This is a genomic window from Bradyrhizobium ganzhouense, assembly GCF_049949285.1.
GTDB lineage: Bacteria > Pseudomonadota > Alphaproteobacteria > Rhizobiales > Xanthobacteraceae > Bradyrhizobium > Bradyrhizobium ganzhouense.
The window spans coordinates 3,551,460-3,567,633 of record NZ_CP181318.1; the positions used below are offsets into that span (position 1 = coordinate 3,551,460).

The following is a 16,174-nucleotide window of genomic DNA, read 5'->3' on the forward strand; positions in this document are numbered from 1 at the left end:
GCGGGGCGCACGCCCCGCGTATGAGAATCACCTAGGGTGACCGTTGGCGGCCGCACTGGCCGCGAGTCGGGGTGCCATTCTGCGCACTGCGGAATGTTGGAATGCGAGCGTCGACGCTCGATCGCATGCAAATTTCAACCGCTTGCCGCTGCCCGACAAGGGCCGCCCGGATATGCACATGTACGCTTCGGCAAAGGTCTCCGCGCTCGCGGAGGGATTTCGTCAAATACGCCCCGGCCTCATTGCGGCCGGCGGGCTATCGATTTTCATAAACCTGCTGGTGTTCGTCTCGCCGCTCTACACCATGCAAATCTACGATCGCGTGCTGACCAGCCGGAACGGAATGACGCTCCTGCTGCTCTCGCTGATCGCGCTCGCGCTCTTCGTCAGCTACGCGATGCTCGAGCATTTTCGCAGCCGGGTCCTCGTGCAAATCGGGATCAGGTTCGACGAGCTTCTCTCGGGAGAGGTCTTCGAGACCGCGCTCGGGCAATCCCTGAGCACGGGCAGCTCGCATCATGTCCAGCTGCTTCGCGACGTGGACACTCTGCGCGAAGTCTTGTCGGGTGGTGTGATCACGTCGCTGATGGACGTGCCGTGGACGCCGATATTCCTGGCGATATGCTTCCTGCTCCATCCCCTGATCGGCCTGGTTGCCCTGATCGGTGCGGTTATCATCCTCTTGCTGGCCTTCCTCAACGAGCGCGCTACCAAGGCGCCGCTTATTGCGGCCGCATCGAAAAATCTTCACGCCCTGGACCGATTGACATCGTCGCTCCGCAACGCCGAGGCCATCCGAGCGCTTGGCATGGGACCTGCCGTGCGCACCGCCTGGAGCTCGACACATGGCGAGGCACTTCTCGACGGCGCCCGTGCGGGCGAGCGCGGCGGAACGCTCCTCGCGATCTCAAAATTCCTGCGGATGGCACTCCAGGTGTCGATCATGGGCGTGGGAGCCTATCTCGCGATCCAGCAGGAGATCTCGGGAGGCGTTCTGTTCGCGGCTTCGCTCATTATGGGGCGCGCGCTCGCGCCGGTGGAAGCGGCTGTATCGCAGTGGAAGGCCATCGTCGTCGCGCGGACCTCATATGCGCGGCTCGATGCCGCGCTCCGGACCCGGGCCGCAGAGCGCGCGCCAACCAGGTTGCCGCCCTTGACCGGTGAGATCTCGGTCGAGGCCGTGACAGTCCTCGTACCCGGATCGCAAATGCCGGCGGTGGCAGATGTATCTTTCCGTCTGGCTCCCGGCGAAATCGTTGCCGTCGTTGGTCAATCAGGCTCCGGCAAATCGTCGCTGGCACGGGCGCTGGTCGGTGCCTGGCCCATCGTTCGCGGTTGCGTGCGCATCGATGGGAACGACACGAGGCACTTCGATGCCAATTTCCTTGGGCACCGCCTCGGGTATCTTCCCCAGGACGTCGAATTGTTTGCCGGCACCGTGCGCGACAATATCGCCCGATTCCGCGATGACGCGACAGACGAGGCGGTTGTCGAGGCTGCGCAACTGGCATCCGCGCATGCCATGATCCAGCGGCTTCCGAAGGGCTATGACACCGTCATTGGCGATAATGGCGCGGGCCTTTCGGGCGGCCAGCGACAACGTATCGGATTGGCGCGTGCGCTGTTCGGCAAGCCGGTGCTGGTCGTGCTCGACGAGCCGAATGCCAATTTGGACGGAGACGGCGACCGCGCGCTGGCCGATGCGATCCAGGAGCTTCGGAAGCAGGGGGTGACCGTCGTGATCATCAACCATCGCCCCAATCTGCTGGCCCTCGTCGACAAGATCGTCTTCATGAACGAGGGTCGCCTCGGCCGGTTCGGCACACGCGACGAACTTCTTCCGGCGCTGCTGGGGCAAGCCGTCACGCCGATGCATCGCGAAGCGCGAGTGCCGGCCGATCGCCGCCACCAGGCGGATACTCATCATCGCGCCGACGGCGCCCCCCGCAACGTGTACCTCTCGAATTCGGCGCGGCCCGTTCACGCGACGAGGCAATGATGGACGACAACATGACGTCGCTTGAAGAAAGCTCTCTTCATACCGAATTCACGGAACTCATGAAGCGCTTGAGCGGAAGTGGCAAGCCTCGCCGGTTCAATGCGGTGCGCAGGGGCATCGCCAGCCTGCGGTCGCTGACAAGGCGGCATGTCCCCCTTGCAAGGGCAATGCGATCGATCCTTTCGAACTGGAATGCGCGGCGAGATCATGGTGGCCCGTCTGGCGACTGGCATGCCCCAGCGCGACGGGGCTTTGCCGTTGTGTTCTTCACGTTCGCCGTATTCGGCGGTTGGGCCGCGCTGGCCTCGATCGATGGTGCGGTGGTGGCCACGGGGTCGGTGGTCGTCGAGAGCGACAGGAAGGCGGTGCAGCACCTTGAGGGCGGCATCGTGCAGAGCCTGATGGTGACTGGCGACTCTCACGTCGCTGAAGGGCAGGTCCTGTTGCGGCTCGATTCAACCCAGGAACGGGCGAAAGAGGGGATCGCGCGCTCGGCCGTCTATTCGGCGATTGGCGAGGAGGCGCGTCTGCAGGCTGAAGCCGCGGGAAGCGACAAGATCACGTTTCCCGCCGAACTGACTCAGAATGCTTCGGATCCATCGGCGCAACGCGCAATGGGCGACCAGAAGCGGCGTTTTGATGAACACCGCACAGCGCGAAAAATCGAGATATCGATTCTTGAAGAGCGCATTGCGCAGGCGCAGCGGCAGATTCAGGGAAATGATGCGCAAAGCAAGGCGACACGGGCGCAGTTCGATAGCGTGAGCCAGGAATATGCCAAGCTCAAGCCGCTCGCGGATCAGGGGATCGTTGCGTTCGCACGCGTCGCAACCCTCGAGCGCAGCAAGTCCGAGCTCGACGGCAAGATCGGCGCCTATGAGGCCGATATCGCCCGCTACGGACGCGTGATCGACGAGTCGCGGTTGCAGATCGAGCAGGTCGGACAGAAAGTCCTGGAGGAAGCGACCGCCAAGCTGACCGAGACGAGGGCGCAGCTTGCCGATGCGCGCGAGAAGCTGCGGGTCGCCGACGATGTTCTGGCTCGGATGGAGGTGCGTGCGCCGCGATCCGGACGCATTGTGAATTTGAAAGTGCATACGGTGGGAGCGGTGATCAAGGCCGGTGACGTTCTGATGGAGGTCGTTCCCGACAACGATGTGCTCGTGGTTGCGGCAAGGGTGTCGTCCCTCGATATCAACCATGTGCAGGTCGGTTTGCCCACGGAGATCCGGCTTCCCTCGTTCAAGGCTCGCTCCACTCCGATCGCCGTAGGCGAGGTCCTCTCGATCGCCGCCGATGCGGTTCGCGATGAAGCGACGCATCAGCCCTATTACGAGGTCAAGGTCTCGGTGGAGGTGGCAAAATTCCCCGAGACGATTCGGGAAAAGCTCAAGCCCGGAATGATGGCCGACGTTCTCATCGCGACCGGGGAACGCACCGTGCTGGCCTATCTCACGCAGCCGATGACGGACGCGGTACGTCGCGGCATGCGGGAGAACTAGGGCCTGTACTCAATAAGGATTCCATCTGGAATTGGACTGTGATTCAAGCATCTCAGCGAAGGGGAGGCTTGAATGGCAAAGCAGGTCTATTGGCTCAGCGATGTGGAATGGCAACGGATCGAGCCGTTGTTGCCACGAGGGCGTAAGGGAGCGCATCGGGTCGATGATAGGCGCGTGATCAGCGGCATCATGCACATGCTGAAATCCGGTTCGCGTTGGCGCGATTGCCCGGAAGTCTATGGCCCCTACACGACGGTCTACAACCGCTTCAACCGTTGGAGCCGACAGGGGATTTGGACGGATATTTTTTACGCTCTGACCGGATCGACCGGCATGTACGGATCGATGTCGGTTGATTCCAGCTACATCAAAGCCCACCGCTCCGCGGCTGGCGCAAAAGGGGGGCCTTCAACAACGCGATCGGCCGCTCGCGCGGCGGGCAAACCACCAAAATCCACGCGCTGACCGACGATATCGGCCGTCCGCTTGCCTTCCTAATCACTCCTGGCAACACCCACGATTTGGTTGGTGCACGAGGTTTGATCAGCATGGTCCGCAGCCCGCGTCGCCTGTTGGCTGATCGAGCCTACGACGCCAAGAGTTTGCGAGACGAACTGGCCGCACGCCGCATCAAGGCCGTGATCCCGCCAAATCCGACCCGCAAGCATCCGCATCGCTACGATAAGACCGCTTATAAAGGCCGCAACGTCATCGAGCGGATGTTCTGCCGTCTCAAAGACTTCCGCCGGATCGCAACCCGATACGACAAGCGAGCAGACATCTTCCTGTCTGCAATCCTCCTCGCCGCCGCGATCACTTGGTGGATCAATTGAGTCCGGACCCTAGGGCGCAGGAGGGAGAAGCAGGGGACGGGGCCGATCTCTGATCAGATGGGACGCTTCTTCACGAACCCGGCCAGTTGCAGGCGGTTGCGAGCTTGCGTCGGACGGAATCCAGGCCGGCCAGGTCAAACGTGCTTTCGTATGGGAGGGTCTTTCCCGCGTAGACCTTGATCAGGAGCCGGCCGCCCTCCGGCATCGCGCGCAACAGGCGAACGGTGTCACCCTGAAAGGTAAGACTTCTGCCGCCCTCCGTCGTGCGCCAGCGCTCTTCCACGGGTGGCTCGTCGTTGATCTGGTACCCGACTTTCACCTCGGTCTCTGGAGGCTGCTTCCAGGATGGCGAGGTGGGGATTGTCAGCTCGGTCCGACTGCCGCGACAGCGGATCGCGATCGAGGAGGGCGCATCCTTCGTGGTTTGACGTCCCATGGTCTGTGCCGAGATCTGCGGCTTGTAGTCCACCGGCGAAGTCGTCTCGCTGATGATCCAGTCCTGCCCTCGAGATGGTGCCGGGGTGGCGGGTTCTGCCGCCTCTCCCAGCAAATCGTCGACGCATTTCAGCCGCTCCATTCCTTGAAACCGGGCACATTCCTTCAACCGATCGGTAGCATCTCCCGCCTGTGCGCGGCTCGGCAGGCTCAGACTTGCGAGTGTAACCAAAGCCACGGCACTTATTGGCCTCATCGTGACAGTCCCACCGTCGCGCCCGGTGAGCGATCAAGCCATTCCTGCGCCGGGCCGAAGCGGGCGAGGCCAGGCACGCCGGCGCGGAGGCTCACGTCCTTCCATTTCGGATCGAAGCCGGGTGATTGCAGCCGGTCGAGCCGGCCGAACAACTGTTCGACGAAGCGGGCCATGCGCGCGTAGCGATCGGATTGTTTCGGCCAGTTGTAGCCTGCCAGAATGGTGGGAACCGCGATGGTCGAGATGCGTTCGCCCTGCGGCACGAGGCCCGGATAGTCGGCCGAGCTGATCGCAGACGGCAGATAGTAGTCCTCGAACCGCGAATCGTACTCCACTGGCAGGAATTTGTACCCGGGCTCCCAACGTCCCTTCAGAAAGGCATCCACCGGCTTCGACGTGATGAACACAACCGCCGCGATTTCCCCGCTCTTCATCTGCTGTAGTGCGACCTGATGGGGAATGAACATCTTCTCGACGTTTAGCCCCAGCCGGCTGAAAATCAGTGGACCGGAATAGGCCGCCGCCGTGCCTTGCGTGTTAAAATTGACCTTCTTCCCCTTGAGGTCATCGAGCGACTTGATCTCGGGACGCACAAAGACGTGCAATTCGGCTGGGAAGAGATTGAGAATGTAGACGATGCGCCGGTCGATCGACGGGACCTGGGCCTTGTACTCGTCAAGGGCATCCGTATTGATGATCGCCGCATCCACTCCTCGCAGATAGAGTAGCGAATTGACGTTCTCCGTCGCGCCGGTCGTCACGATCGGGATGACGTGGAGCTTGTCTTCCTCGTTGACGACTCGGGCGATCTCCGCCGCGAGCCGGAGCGGAGCACCCTCGATGAGGCCGCCTGCGAGCCCGACGGTCCAGGCATTGATGCGCTCTTTTGCGATTACGTCGGCGTTCTTTGTCGCGGCCGGCGGACCGGGCGGTTGCCGGACAGACTGGGCGTTCGCCGTCATCTGCAAGCCGAGCAGCGCCGCTGCAATCGCGGACGCGAGCCTGATCATGGCCATGGGTCTGTCTCCGTCATCTAGCCTTTCGAGATATGATCGATGCTACTTCAGCGCCTTGATCCGCTCCTCCGCATCATCAATGCCGCCAGCCTTTGCTCTTTGATACAAGTCGCGGGCCTTCGCCGGGTCGCCGGTTACTCCGCGCGCACGCCACGATTCCAGCACCGGCGGATCATAGGTCTCCGCAAGCATGAACGCGGCCCGCGCGCTGCCGCGCGCAAGAGCCAGCTCGAGCAACTGGCGGGCGCTGCTGATATCGGCCTGCCGCAGCAACCCATTCGCCCGTGCAAGCAGCTTCTGCTCGTCCGCAGGAGCGCGGGATGGCGCCACCGTCGGAGCGGAGCGCTCCGGCACCGCGGCAACTTTTGGATCCGTCGGTGGGATGCGATCCGTCGCTTGTGCCTGCGACGCCGATCGGGTCGATTCAGGAGGGCGTCGCGGGCTGGAGGCGACGGTTCGCGCGGCTTCCTGTTCGAGCGAGCGGCCCCTTGCCTCGGTGCTGGAGGCGAGATCGGCCACACGCCCTTTTTCGGTCTGTTCCGGTGACCAGCTTGTTGACGCATTTGTCGAGGCCCGTTTTCCATTCGCCTCCTCAAGCTTGGCCTTGGTCGACGCAAGCTCGCGCGCGAGAGCGTCGGCGCGTTCACGTTCACCAGCGAGCGCATCGTTCTGCTTCGCCGTCATCGCGCTGAACTCTGTGACTCTGAGGATCTCGGCATAGGCTGCGGCGAGGCCCGCGGAACGTTCCTCGACCTCCTTCCGCGCGGAGGCCAGTTCGCGAATGAGCCCGTCGCTCTTGGTCCGCTCTCTGACCAGCTCCTTCTTGTTCGCGGCCAGGGCGGCATCGGTGGCTTGTGCGGCCGATCGGGCGGCGGAACGTGCGTCATCGCGCTCGCTCGTCAGCGACTTCGTTTCGCGTGCCAGTGTCGCTGCCCTGTCTTGCTGCTGCCCGAGCTCGCGTTCCAGCATCTGCCTCTGCTCGGCTTCGGCTGCGCTGGCCTTGACAGACGCGGCTCGCGCGGCATCGAACTCCGCCTGGACGAAGCCGAGCTGCTTCGAGGCGGCATCTGCTCGATCTCGCTGTCGCGCGAGCTCGTTTTCCACGGCGAGAGCCTGCTCCGACTTTGAAGCGGCCGCCTTCGCAACGTCAGGGGTCTCGGCTCGAGCAGTGTTGGCCGCCGCCCGCAGGGTGACCAGTTCGTTTGCGGCGGCATCCGCCCTGTCGCGTTGCAGCTTCAGTTCCTGCTCCATAGCCTGTTTTTGCGTGGCCTCGGCAGCGGCGACCTTGGAAGAGTCGGTAGCCGCGGTCCGTGCGTTTTCGAGCTCGGCCCTGAGGGAAGTTAGCTCGGTGACGGCCCCCTCGGATCTGTCGCGTTGCTGCTTCAGCTCGACTTCGAGCGCTTGCTCCTGTGCAACCTCTGCTGCGAGGGCCGTTGTGGCTTCTGTCGCGGCGCTCCGCGCGACGTCGAGATCCGATCGGAGCGACGCAAGTTCGGCTGCTGTGCTTTCTTTGCTGGCTCCCGGTTCGACCATCGGCTCTTGCTTGGGATCCGCTGCGGGGATTTCCATCGCCCTGGAAGCTGCGATCCGGGCTGCGTCGAGCTCTACCCTGAGGAATGAGAGTTCTCGCGTGAGATTGCTGACCTTGTCCCGTTCCAACTCGAGGGCGTCGGTTTGTCTGATCCCCAGCTCAATGGCACCAATCGCGTGCTCGCGGTCGCGCTGGGCGGCACTAAGCTCTGCCCGGACACTTGCCAGCTCACGTGCGAGCCTGTCGGCCCGATCACGCTCCTGTTCGAGCGCCTGCTGGTGCCTGATCCGTTCGGCTTCTACTGCCGGGACGCCGAACTCGATATCGTCGCGCGAGCCGGCATGCGCGAACCCGATGAGGAGTGCCAGGAGGAAAGTCGCCGCCGCAGCTGTCCGCGCGATATCTCTGCCAAGCGATCGGCGCTGCCGGACAGAACCCTGCCGGACAGAACGGGGAATCCCGCTCAGCGAGATAGTCGTTTCGTGCGCAATTGCCTGTAACCCCATCGTGACAGCTCAGACTGGCCTCAGGCACCTTGCCGTTCGGCGTCATCAATGACATCGCCTCGGTCGGCGCCCTGTCGAGGTCGCAGGGTAGGTAGCCACAAGGAGGTAGCGAGGCGTCATTCCGGGAATAAAGTAGATCGTTTGCGTTGCCGCTTCGCTTTCCTTGACCGGCGCAGCCGCGGGCAACAAATTGGGACGGACCAGCCGAGGCTGCGCGTGTCCCGCACAAACCAGGGGAAGACAGCATGAACAGAACAGTCATCGTTTTCGCCAGTCTGACCTTCACTGGCGCGTTTCTGGTGAACGCAATCCAGACAAGTTATGCCTCTTCTCAGGCGGGAAGCCCAAAGCTCAACGCCAATGCCAAGATGATCGCCAGTCCCAAGCGCGTGCAACTGCACCGGCTTGTCGTCCAGGTCGACGTCAATGATCCGGCGATCATGAACCTTGCGTTGAACAACGTCAGCAACACGGTTCAGCACTATTCCGAAATCGGCCAGAAGGTCGAGGTCGAACTGGTGGCGTTCGGACCAGGGTTGCACATGCTGCGAGACGATACCTCGCCGGTGAAGGCACGCATCAAGTCCATGAGCGAGACCATGCCCGAAGTTGCATTCTCCGCATGCGGAAATACCAAGGAGAATATGGCGAGGACCGAAGCGAAGGAGATTCCTCTCATCTCGCAGGCGAAGGTCACCAAATCCGGCGTGGTCCGGCTGATGGAACTGCAGGAGCGGGGTTGGAGTTACCTGCGCCCCTGAAGCGTGGCCGGCCGGCGCGTCGGCGCGATGCGCCGGCGAGGTACGACATCTCAAACGGACGACGCTTTGACGTGAACATCCGGCCGCGCCGTTGCTTTCTCCTTGCGGCCCGGCACGAACAGCCCCAGGAGCCCGGGCAGCAGTCGCAGATGCCGGAATATGAAGACGGCCATGGCGATGTGCCAGATGATCAGCGCGGCTGAGCTGGCGATCGCAGCGCCGGTCAATCCAAGCCAGGAGATGAATGCGACGCTGGCGAGGATGTTGATGGCAGCGCTCAGCATCAGCAGAACGGCAGCCCCCCGTTCGTGCTCGGTCATCGTCATGATCAGCAGCAGAGATCCGAAGGCTGCTGCGAACACCTGCCCCAAGAGCAGGATGCGCAGGGCCGGGGCGCCAGCCACAAAACCCTCGCCGAACCAGGAGAGAAGTGGCTCGGCCACGATCGCCAACCCGAGCGCGATGCCCACCGAGGTACAGAGGGTCCATAAAGCGGCCTTGGTCACGAGTGCCTGCAAGGTCGCCCTATCGTTCTTTGTGAAGAGGCTTGAGATGGTCGGTGCGAACAGGGTGTTGATCGCAGTGCGGGGCAATGCCACAAGGAATGCGATATTGAAGACCAGGCTATATATTCCGGCCTCCCTGGTTTCTCCGAACCAGCCGAGCAGCACCACGCCGGCGCGGTTGAGGAGAGCTTCTGCCCCCGCGATGATCATGAACGGGACGGCGGTCTGCCGCCAACTTGCGGGCGCATATCGAGGTTCTGCCGCCCTGATTGCATCTGGGCACAATCTCCGAACAGCCTGGCTGGCGAGCAGGAGTCCGACGACGGCGCCGGCGACGGTCGCCATCATGATTCCCTTTGCCTCGATGCGCGATCCGAAGAAGCCGGCCATGACGACGATGATCACAAGTAGTCCGTCCCGCACCACGCGGTCGGGTATCAGCGCCGGCACAACGCCGCCAAAAGCGCGGACGATCGAGCAGCGTATCCATAACAGTGACAGAATGGGAATGAGCAGGAAGCCGACCATAAATGTGTTCGTCAGCTTCGTCGAGAACGGCCTGGGCCAGATATCGATAATACCCGCCCCGATGAACGCGACCAGAAGGCTTACGCCAAGTGAACGTCGCTCCGCGTATTGGATGACGCCTCGCGCAAGGTCGCTCGCTCCCATGGTTTGATACGCGGACACGAAGCGCAGTAGTGCGATATCGAATCCGAGCGCGCAGAAATATGCAAGGATGGTTATCCAGGCAATGACATAGGCGTACATGCCGTAAGTGTGAGCGCCGACAATTCTGGCTATCAGGAGTTGCGCGCAGGCAGTTACACCGGCGCTCGCAACGTAGATTGAGAATGCTGCAGCTCCTCCGATCACCACTCGTCTGATCCGCGCGTGGCCGCCGCTCCGGTCATGCATTTCCATATTCTGTCCTTGCAGTACTGGCTCTATCGAACGCCTAAAAATCCGATCTAAAAACGATTCAGCGAAAATGATTCAACAGGGAATGGTCTGAGATTTCCGCTTCGACATGAGCTGGTTTGGTCGTGGCGAGCTTCCGTTGCTCGGCGATGCTCACGATCTGCCGTTCCAACTGTTCGACGGCCGCGGCGAGAGACGCCGGATTGAGCGACGAGACGCTCACGACGTTCCGGCCTTTCCTGCGCAGCAATTCGTGCAGGAGGTCGACGATGCCGCGTGAGCTGAGGCTGGTTTCCACGTCCAGCTCGAGCAGCTGTTCGAACCCGCCCCCGAGATGATGTCGGTTGCGGAGCCGCTCCTCGAGGAGCTTGGCCGGTGCGTCGAGGCGTATCAGGATGTCTGGTTCGGGGACTAAATCCAGCGCATACGAGATCAATGCTTCGTCTGCAATCCCGCAAAGCAGTGCCAGAGAGCAAATCGCCTGGACGAACGCCTGGTCGAACAGGACGATGTGCGCAATCGCGGATCTGCGAAACCAGGCGTGCGACAACCTGGACATGTATTGCAGCAGTCTGAGCGAAGAGAGCGTGGTGGACGGTGGAAGTATCTTGATCAGATTCAACGCTGTCCCGAGATCGCGTGAAATCCCTCGCGGTCGGAGTATCATGGACACCAATTCCGCCAGCGGACGCGTCAGGCGCCGTGTCGCGAAGGATATCTTCCGAAGGGCCGTCGATGGTGTAACGGTCTCGCTCGGCGAGCACTCCGCCGGCCGATGGCTGAGTACGAGGTCCACGGTGTAGTCACGCTCGCGCAGACGTGCCGCAAGAGTACGTGCAAGAGTGGTCTTGCCGGCGCCTGGAGGACCGAAAAACTCGATGATCATATCCGAACTCAGACAAATGAAATGATTGAATTGGACCGTTCCGTCGTTTGCTCTAGAGTATGCGCCACACCTCCTTCTTCACCGCGCGAATGACATCGGCCAAAGGCTGTTGGGCGTCGATCGAGACGACGCGTGCGCCGGAAAACGCCAGTCGCGGGATCGCCGCGATGCGCTGCGTGATCACGGCAGGATCCATGTCGGGTTCGCGTCTGGCGCAAACCTCCGGCGGAACGACCAGCTTGATGACGATGTCCGGTGGAAGGCGCTCGGCAAGTGAATAGGCTTTGGCTTCAAATCGGCGTAGCCAGAGCGGAATCCCGATCAGGCGCGGCATCAGCGGACCTTCGTTGAAGCCGGCGATCTCGTTTTGCGGGTATCGATCGGTGACCACGACAAGACCTCGACGGGCCCCGCGATGCGCGGCCGACAGCTTGGACCGCTTTTCGATGGCGGTGGCCGTCGCCCAGATCGCCATGAGAGCACTGTACACCCGGCTCGGCGGGCGATCCGAGATCTTGCCATGCGATGAGCCTTTCGGCTTGGTCCTGAACAACGGCGTGATCAGAGGCACCATCAGCTTGAGCGGCCATAATACGAGGGAGGGGCGTCCTGCCCCGGTCCCGAAATAGATCGGAATGACATCCATCTCCTCGCCGAGCCACTGCCGAATTGTCGCGACAATGGTTGATTTCCCACTGCCGTCGACGCCGATGACGGCCACGACGTGCCCACCGCCTGGGGCTCGTCGGCTCCACGGCCGCGGTGCCCAGAGAAAGCGTTTGTTCAGGTAGCCGGCGACGAGGTGTGTGGCGCGTGTCAGACTGCGCAGTCCTGCCTCAAGATCGTTGTAGGTACGATGCGGCGCGAAGTGCCTTCGGATACGCTGCCGCAGATGGCGCTGATGTTCCAGCGCGGGCTGGCAATAAAGGGCATCGGCAACCATGTCGGCCAGATCGCCGCCCAGAAGTTCAGCGGCTCGCCTTCTGAGTGCTGCGCGAGGAATTCGGCCGGCGAGTTCGGCGCGATCAAGTGCAAACTTGCGCGTCATTGCCTGCCAGTTGCGGAGCACGACAGGATCCGATCGCCTCAGTTCGAGGCAGCCGCGAACAATCAACAGCAATGCCTCGTCCACAGGCTCCAGAATACGGATCGGCAGTTCCGGATGAGCGATCGCCCGCTTCGCCAGGACCTCTTCCCACGGCAGGTGGTAGTTCTTGAGCAGGCTGGCGCCGGCGACCAGTCGGACGTGCAGATGAAGATGCACGATCCGGCCACTCGGTTCGTCATAACCGAGATAGCTCGATACCGATGGATGGTCACGATAGGCGACGGCGGGAAAGAGCTTGAGACCGCGCTCGAGGAGGATCGCCTGGGCCCGGTGTTGATCCCGTTTTGCGACAAGCAGGTCGAGATCGCCGTCGCCGGTCAGGCCGCGGTAAATTCGATTGCTGCTCTTCCAGTAGAAGTAGCTGATATCGTGCCGATCAAAGTCGTTCAAGACCGCAAGAATCAGCGGCAAGATCGCGCTCTCGGCGGCCGGGCCACCGATCAGGTCTGTCCTGTGCAGGGCATCCTGGCTCATCCTTCGTGCCCTTTCCGCCCGAATGATCTTGCAATGTCGAGCGCTTGAAGTCCGATCTGCTGCATCCACCGAAACGGGGAAGAGGTGATTGCGAGGAAGCGTCGACGTATGCCGGCGCGAGGCGCGTCTGCGACCCCGGCGGCAAATTCGCTCGCATCGCCATAGCCGTATTGCGCGTGTTTCTTGAGATCGACCTGTGTCGCGATGGCCGCTGCAAAATCGCCGCGCTGGTTGTCGAAGCACCCGCCGTTGCGAAGCAGGCCCAAGGCGTTTTGAGCGACCTCCCGCCTCGTGCTCCCCCATTTGACGACGAAGAGAAGCTTGTCGGCGATCGACGGGAGCAATCGCGCCTCAACGGCTGCAAGGACAGGTGGACCGTCAATGATCACGCAATCGTAGCGCTCGCGTAGTTGGCGAATGAGGTCGGCGATCTGTTCGACGGCGCTTATTGGGTCGAGCCGATAGCCGGGTATCCGGACGTAGTCGAAGCCGGCCTGCGGAATGTGCCGGATCGAGTCCGCCAGCGATCGGTTCTGTAGACCGACGATTCGTCGCTCGCCGGCGTTGTCGAACTCGGTCACGCGCATGCCTTTTTGAAGGTCGATGCCGATCAGGAGCGCACGTCGCCCAAGGAGGCCGACATAAGCAGACAGTCCCCGGGCCAGCGTGGTTTTCCCTTCCCCGGAAATGCTGGAGCTGATCAGGACCGTTTTCGCATGACCTGGCTCGGCCAGACGTAACGTCGCAGCCGCCGACCGGAGCGCTTCCGCGTACGGAGAGAATGGCTGGACCCGAACGTAGTCTCCGGAGTCAGTCAGGTGGTCCGTGGGTATTTGCGGGACCAGGCCGATACAGGAGAGGCCGAACGCATCGGTGATTTCCTTCTCGCTGCGCAGCGCCTTGTCGAGCCGGTCCTGGACGAGGGCGATGAAGCTCCCGCAGATGAGCGAGACGATCAGGGCGGGCAGCATGAACAGGATCGGATTCGGAGAACTCGGCCGCGTCGGCGGAGAGGCAAGCGAGAGGATGCTGACGTCCGGGTTGACCAGCTCTTCCTGTTCGCGGATCTCCTTCTGGCGCTGGAGAAGACTTGCATAAAGCTGTGCGCTGGCGGCGGTCCGGCGTTCGAGTTCGCGCGGGTCGGCGCCAGCCGCCTGTTCTTCGCCGCCGGCATTGCGGCTCACATCGGCGCGCCGTTGGAGTGCCTGGTGCAGAGCTGTGCTGGTCCGCTCGATGTCGGCCTTGACCGTCGCCATTCGGTCGTCAAGCCGGGCCAGTTCGTTGGCGGTGTAGGCGCGTTGCTGCTCTGCATTGCTTTGAACGTAGAGCTCGACGATCCGGTTGACGATGTCGGCGGCCCTCTCCGGGCTCGTCCACTGGAAGGTGACGTTGATGATGCGTGAGCGGCGTTCCTGGAGAACCTGTAGACGACGTTGGAGATCGTCGAATTTCAGGCCTGCATCGGCTCGCCGGTGATGGAATAGCGGTCCAATCCAGACACCCAGCCGCCGCTTGAGCTCCTTCAGGCCCAGCGGGCCGGCCTCGTTGGTCTCGGCCGGGGCAGGTTTCGGCGTGATGGCCGCATCCACTTCGGCGTCGGACGCTAGCCCGCGAAACTTTGGGTCGTTCCGAAAGCTGTCGAGAACGTGGCGCAGGTGATAGGGAGATGTCAGCATGGTCACCTGGGTGTCGACGGCCTGCTGGAGCGCTTCGGGACTTAGGGGAGTGCCGCCCTGAACCTGGACGACCTGCGCGGTCGCCGTATATTTGGGCGTGATGAGCACGCCGGCGATGCCGGCCAACATCGCTCCCGCGCCTGCGATGGTGAGGATGAGCTTGCTCCTCCGGCGCAGGGTCCCGATCACCTGCTGGAAGCCCGGTTCGGATGCGATCGTGGTCTGGTCGTCTTGCCGCGGGCCTTCGAAGTCAGGCCTTAATGGTATGCTGTCGGCGATGAGACCCGTCTTATCCATCAATTGCATCCGTACCTCCCTGCCATCGGTCCATCCTCGCGATCAGCTCGGCCTCGAGCCCAGTTGGCTCGCGCCGTATGCGGGTCGCGGGCGTGCAAGAGATCGGCCCCATGCGTTCGCGAGGCGAGCATGGCCGCGCAATGCGTTGCCTCTGGCGATCGAGCGCAGCTGGTTCGCCGGCATCGGCTCTGCCACCAGGCAAACGGCGATCACAAACCAGAAGATAGGATGCCGAAGCAGGAAGGTGGCGATGGCGTAAATGCACAGACCGCACAGCAATGTCGGCAAGCCTGCCCCACCGGTCGCGTAGGCGGACCTGAAAGCCGTCGCCACGAGCCAGACGAAGCTCAAGACGACCAGGAGCCCGCCTTGGGTAAATAGGTCGAGCATCGTATTGTGCGCCTCGAAGTTCGGCACGAACGAGGGCTTGGGGTGCTCGACAAACTCGGGATGGATCGTATCCATCTTCCTCGCCGAGACGATGGATTTCGGAATTTCGAGATGCGGACCAGGGCCCAGGCCGAGCATGCCGGATTCGACCCCGCGCCTGAGGGCCTGGCTCCAGAGCTCAAATCGCAATTCCGTCTTCTCTCTGGTTTGCTCGGGGTTTTCCCGTGCCATCGACTTGGCGAGGTCGCTGGCTTCGACCGCAATCGAATAGGCGAGCGGCGCGATCGAAATCACGAGCCCGGGCAAAGCCAGCACAATCACCCAGGCGAACGCCGAACGGAAGCTGATCTGCCGCGCTCGCGAGAACAGCCAGGTTCGGCACTTGAACGCCAGGAGGAGCGGGCCGGCCAGCACAAGAATGAGCGTAAACGAATCGCTCCCGGTGATCCGGCCCGTGTAGACGGGGATGATGGCGCAGGCGAGAGCGCCAATCCTCGCGCCACGCGTGGTGGACGTTTCGGCAAGATGGAGCGATAGGATTCCCAGCACCATGCAGAGGACTGCAAGTTGATGCGGATTCGACGACCAGCCCCGGAATTGATCCCACCACATCGGATCGACCGAAGGAAGATCGTAGAGACCCCAGGCGTTCGCCAGTTGTGCGACGATAACCGGCGTGCCGAGTGCACACAGAAGCCACGTGATGCGCCGCAGCCGGGCTTCGGGGTGCGGCCCGATCACGGTCAGGCAACTGATGGCGGCCAACAGGGGATAGGCCATGACATCGTGCATGAACCACACCGGATCGTGCTCGTCGCCAATGAGCTTCGCCGTCAGCGTTCCGAGGCTCTGCGCAAGGGTAAATAGCGACCAGAACAACAGGAGCCGCGACAGAGCCGGCGTCAGCACAAAGCTGGCGCGTGCCGCTTCGCGGCCGAGGATGAGGGTCACCCAGATGATCAGACAGAGTTCGCCCGGCCCGACCGGCAGGCCCGCGACCCGCAATTGGGAAGCGGGTGTCAGCAGCAGCCCGAATGCGAACAAGGTGTCCAGGATCATCGGCCCGTGTCCGTCTTT

General features: G+C 62.3%; 12 protein-coding genes. 4 read left to right on the forward strand and 8 right to left on the reverse strand.

Features of this window, described 5'->3' with window-relative positions; genetic code table 11:
* The first annotated feature begins 178 nt into the window (after window positions 1-178).
* From ACLFLU_RS16065 to ACLFLU_RS16075, 3 genes are all read left to right on the forward strand, one after another.
* Complete coding sequence (locus ACLFLU_RS16065; protein WP_426413135.1) at window positions 179-1,999, forward strand: type I secretion system permease/ATPase; 1,821 nt, start codon at window positions 179-181, stop codon at window positions 1,997-1,999.
* Window positions 1,996-3,501, forward strand: a complete 1,506-nt coding sequence (locus ACLFLU_RS16070; RefSeq protein ID WP_426413136.1) for an HlyD family type I secretion periplasmic adaptor subunit — start codon at window positions 1,996-1,998, stop codon at window positions 3,499-3,501. Before ACLFLU_RS16065 ends, ACLFLU_RS16070 begins: the two co-directional genes overlap by 4 nt.
* A 72-nt stretch (window positions 3,502-3,573) precedes the next feature.
* Window positions 3,574-4,334 (forward strand): IS5 family transposase gene (locus ACLFLU_RS16075; protein WP_426413137.1). Its coding sequence is split into 2 segments (ribosomal slippage): window positions 3,574-3,900 and window positions 3,903-4,334, totalling 759 coding nucleotides; the frame shifts between segments, so codons are not numbered across the junction.
* 70 nt (window positions 4,335-4,404) lie between these two features.
* Here the strand turns inward: ACLFLU_RS16075 and ACLFLU_RS16080 are convergent.
* The 3 genes from ACLFLU_RS16080 to ACLFLU_RS16090 all read right to left on the reverse strand — a co-directional run bounded on the left by ACLFLU_RS16080 (window position 4,405) and on the right by ACLFLU_RS16090 (window position 8,078).
* The gene (locus tag ACLFLU_RS16080) at window positions 4,405-4,911 is read right to left on the reverse strand and encodes a hypothetical protein (RefSeq protein ID WP_426413138.1); all 507 of its coding nucleotides are present in this window, start codon (window positions 4,909-4,911) and stop codon (window positions 4,405-4,407) included.
* Between the two features lie 110 nt (window positions 4,912-5,021).
* The gene (locus ACLFLU_RS16085) at window positions 5,022-6,041 is read right to left on the reverse strand and encodes a TAXI family TRAP transporter solute-binding subunit (protein WP_426413139.1); all 1,020 of its coding nucleotides are present in this window, start codon (window positions 6,039-6,041) and stop codon (window positions 5,022-5,024) included.
* Between the two features lie 42 nt (window positions 6,042-6,083).
* The gene (locus tag ACLFLU_RS16090) at window positions 6,084-8,078 is read right to left on the reverse strand and encodes a hypothetical protein (protein ID WP_426413140.1); all 1,995 of its coding nucleotides are present in this window, start codon (window positions 8,076-8,078) and stop codon (window positions 6,084-6,086) included.
* A gap of 245 nt (window positions 8,079-8,323) precedes the next feature.
* On the opposite strand from ACLFLU_RS16090, the gene ACLFLU_RS16095 reads away from it, so the two are divergent.
* A complete protein-coding gene (locus ACLFLU_RS16095) occupies window positions 8,324-8,839 on the forward strand; it encodes a DsrE family protein (protein WP_426413141.1) in 516 nt (171 codons plus the stop codon).
* Window positions 8,840-8,889: 50 nt separating this feature from the next.
* Here the strand turns inward: ACLFLU_RS16095 and ACLFLU_RS16100 are convergent, their stop codons facing one another.
* Genes ACLFLU_RS16100 through ACLFLU_RS16120 form a run of 5 tightly spaced genes read right to left on the reverse strand, consistent with a single transcriptional unit; the run spans window position 8,890 to window position 16,156 of the window.
* On the reverse strand, window positions 8,890-10,269 hold the full coding sequence (locus tag ACLFLU_RS16100) for a polysaccharide biosynthesis C-terminal domain-containing protein (RefSeq protein ID WP_426413142.1): 1,380 nt from the start codon (window positions 10,267-10,269) through the stop codon (window positions 8,890-8,892).
* A 58-nt stretch (window positions 10,270-10,327) separates the two neighbouring features.
* Window positions 10,328-11,152: a hypothetical protein gene (locus ACLFLU_RS16105; RefSeq protein WP_426413143.1), complete on the reverse strand. Its 825-nt coding sequence runs from the start codon at window positions 11,150-11,152 to the stop codon at window positions 10,328-10,330.
* A gap of 52 nt (window positions 11,153-11,204) precedes the next feature.
* Entirely contained in the window at window positions 11,205-12,734 is a 1,530-nt protein-coding gene (locus tag ACLFLU_RS16110; protein ID WP_426413144.1) for a hypothetical protein, read from the reverse strand.
* The gene (locus ACLFLU_RS16115; protein WP_426413145.1) at window positions 12,731-14,716 is read right to left on the reverse strand and encodes a GumC family protein; all 1,986 of its coding nucleotides are present in this window, start codon (window positions 14,714-14,716) and stop codon (window positions 12,731-12,733) included. Before ACLFLU_RS16115 ends, ACLFLU_RS16110 begins: the two co-directional genes overlap by 4 nt.
* A 33-nt stretch (window positions 14,717-14,749) precedes the next feature.
* Window positions 14,750-16,156, reverse strand: coding sequence for an O-antigen ligase family protein (locus ACLFLU_RS16120; protein WP_426413146.1), 1,407 nt, complete (start codon window positions 16,154-16,156; stop codon window positions 14,750-14,752).
* Window positions 16,157-16,174: the final 18 nt, after the last annotated feature.

Coding starts and splice junctions, on each gene's coding strand:
- ACLFLU_RS16110 (WP_426413144.1), bottom strand. CDS start 12,734: ATGAGCCAGGATGCCCTGCACAGGACAGACCTGATCGGTGGCCCGGCC.
- ACLFLU_RS16080 (WP_426413138.1), bottom strand. CDS start 4,911: ATGGAGCGGCTGAAATGCGTCGACGATTTGCTGGGAGAGGCGGCAGAA.
- ACLFLU_RS16090 (WP_426413140.1), bottom strand. CDS start 8,078: ATGGGGTTACAGGCAATTGCGCACGAAACGACTATCTCGCTGAGCGGG.
- ACLFLU_RS16065 (WP_426413135.1), top strand. CDS start 179: ATGTACGCTTCGGCAAAGGTCTCCGCGCTCGCGGAGGGATTTCGTCAA.
- ACLFLU_RS16100 (WP_426413142.1), bottom strand. CDS start 10,269: ATGGAAATGCATGACCGGAGCGGCGGCCACGCGCGGATCAGACGAGTG.
- ACLFLU_RS16085 (WP_426413139.1), bottom strand. CDS start 6,041: ATGGCCATGATCAGGCTCGCGTCCGCGATTGCAGCGGCGCTGCTCGGC.
- ACLFLU_RS16070 (WP_426413136.1), top strand. CDS start 1,996: ATGATGGACGACAACATGACGTCGCTTGAAGAAAGCTCTCTTCATACC.
- ACLFLU_RS16120 (WP_426413146.1), bottom strand. CDS start 16,156: ATGATCCTGGACACCTTGTTCGCATTCGGGCTGCTGCTGACACCCGCT.
- ACLFLU_RS16115 (WP_426413145.1), bottom strand. CDS start 14,716: ATGCAATTGATGGATAAGACGGGTCTCATCGCCGACAGCATACCATTA.
- ACLFLU_RS16095 (WP_426413141.1), top strand. CDS start 8,324: ATGAACAGAACAGTCATCGTTTTCGCCAGTCTGACCTTCACTGGCGCG.
- ACLFLU_RS16105 (WP_426413143.1), bottom strand. CDS start 11,152: ATGATCATCGAGTTTTTCGGTCCTCCAGGCGCCGGCAAGACCACTCTT.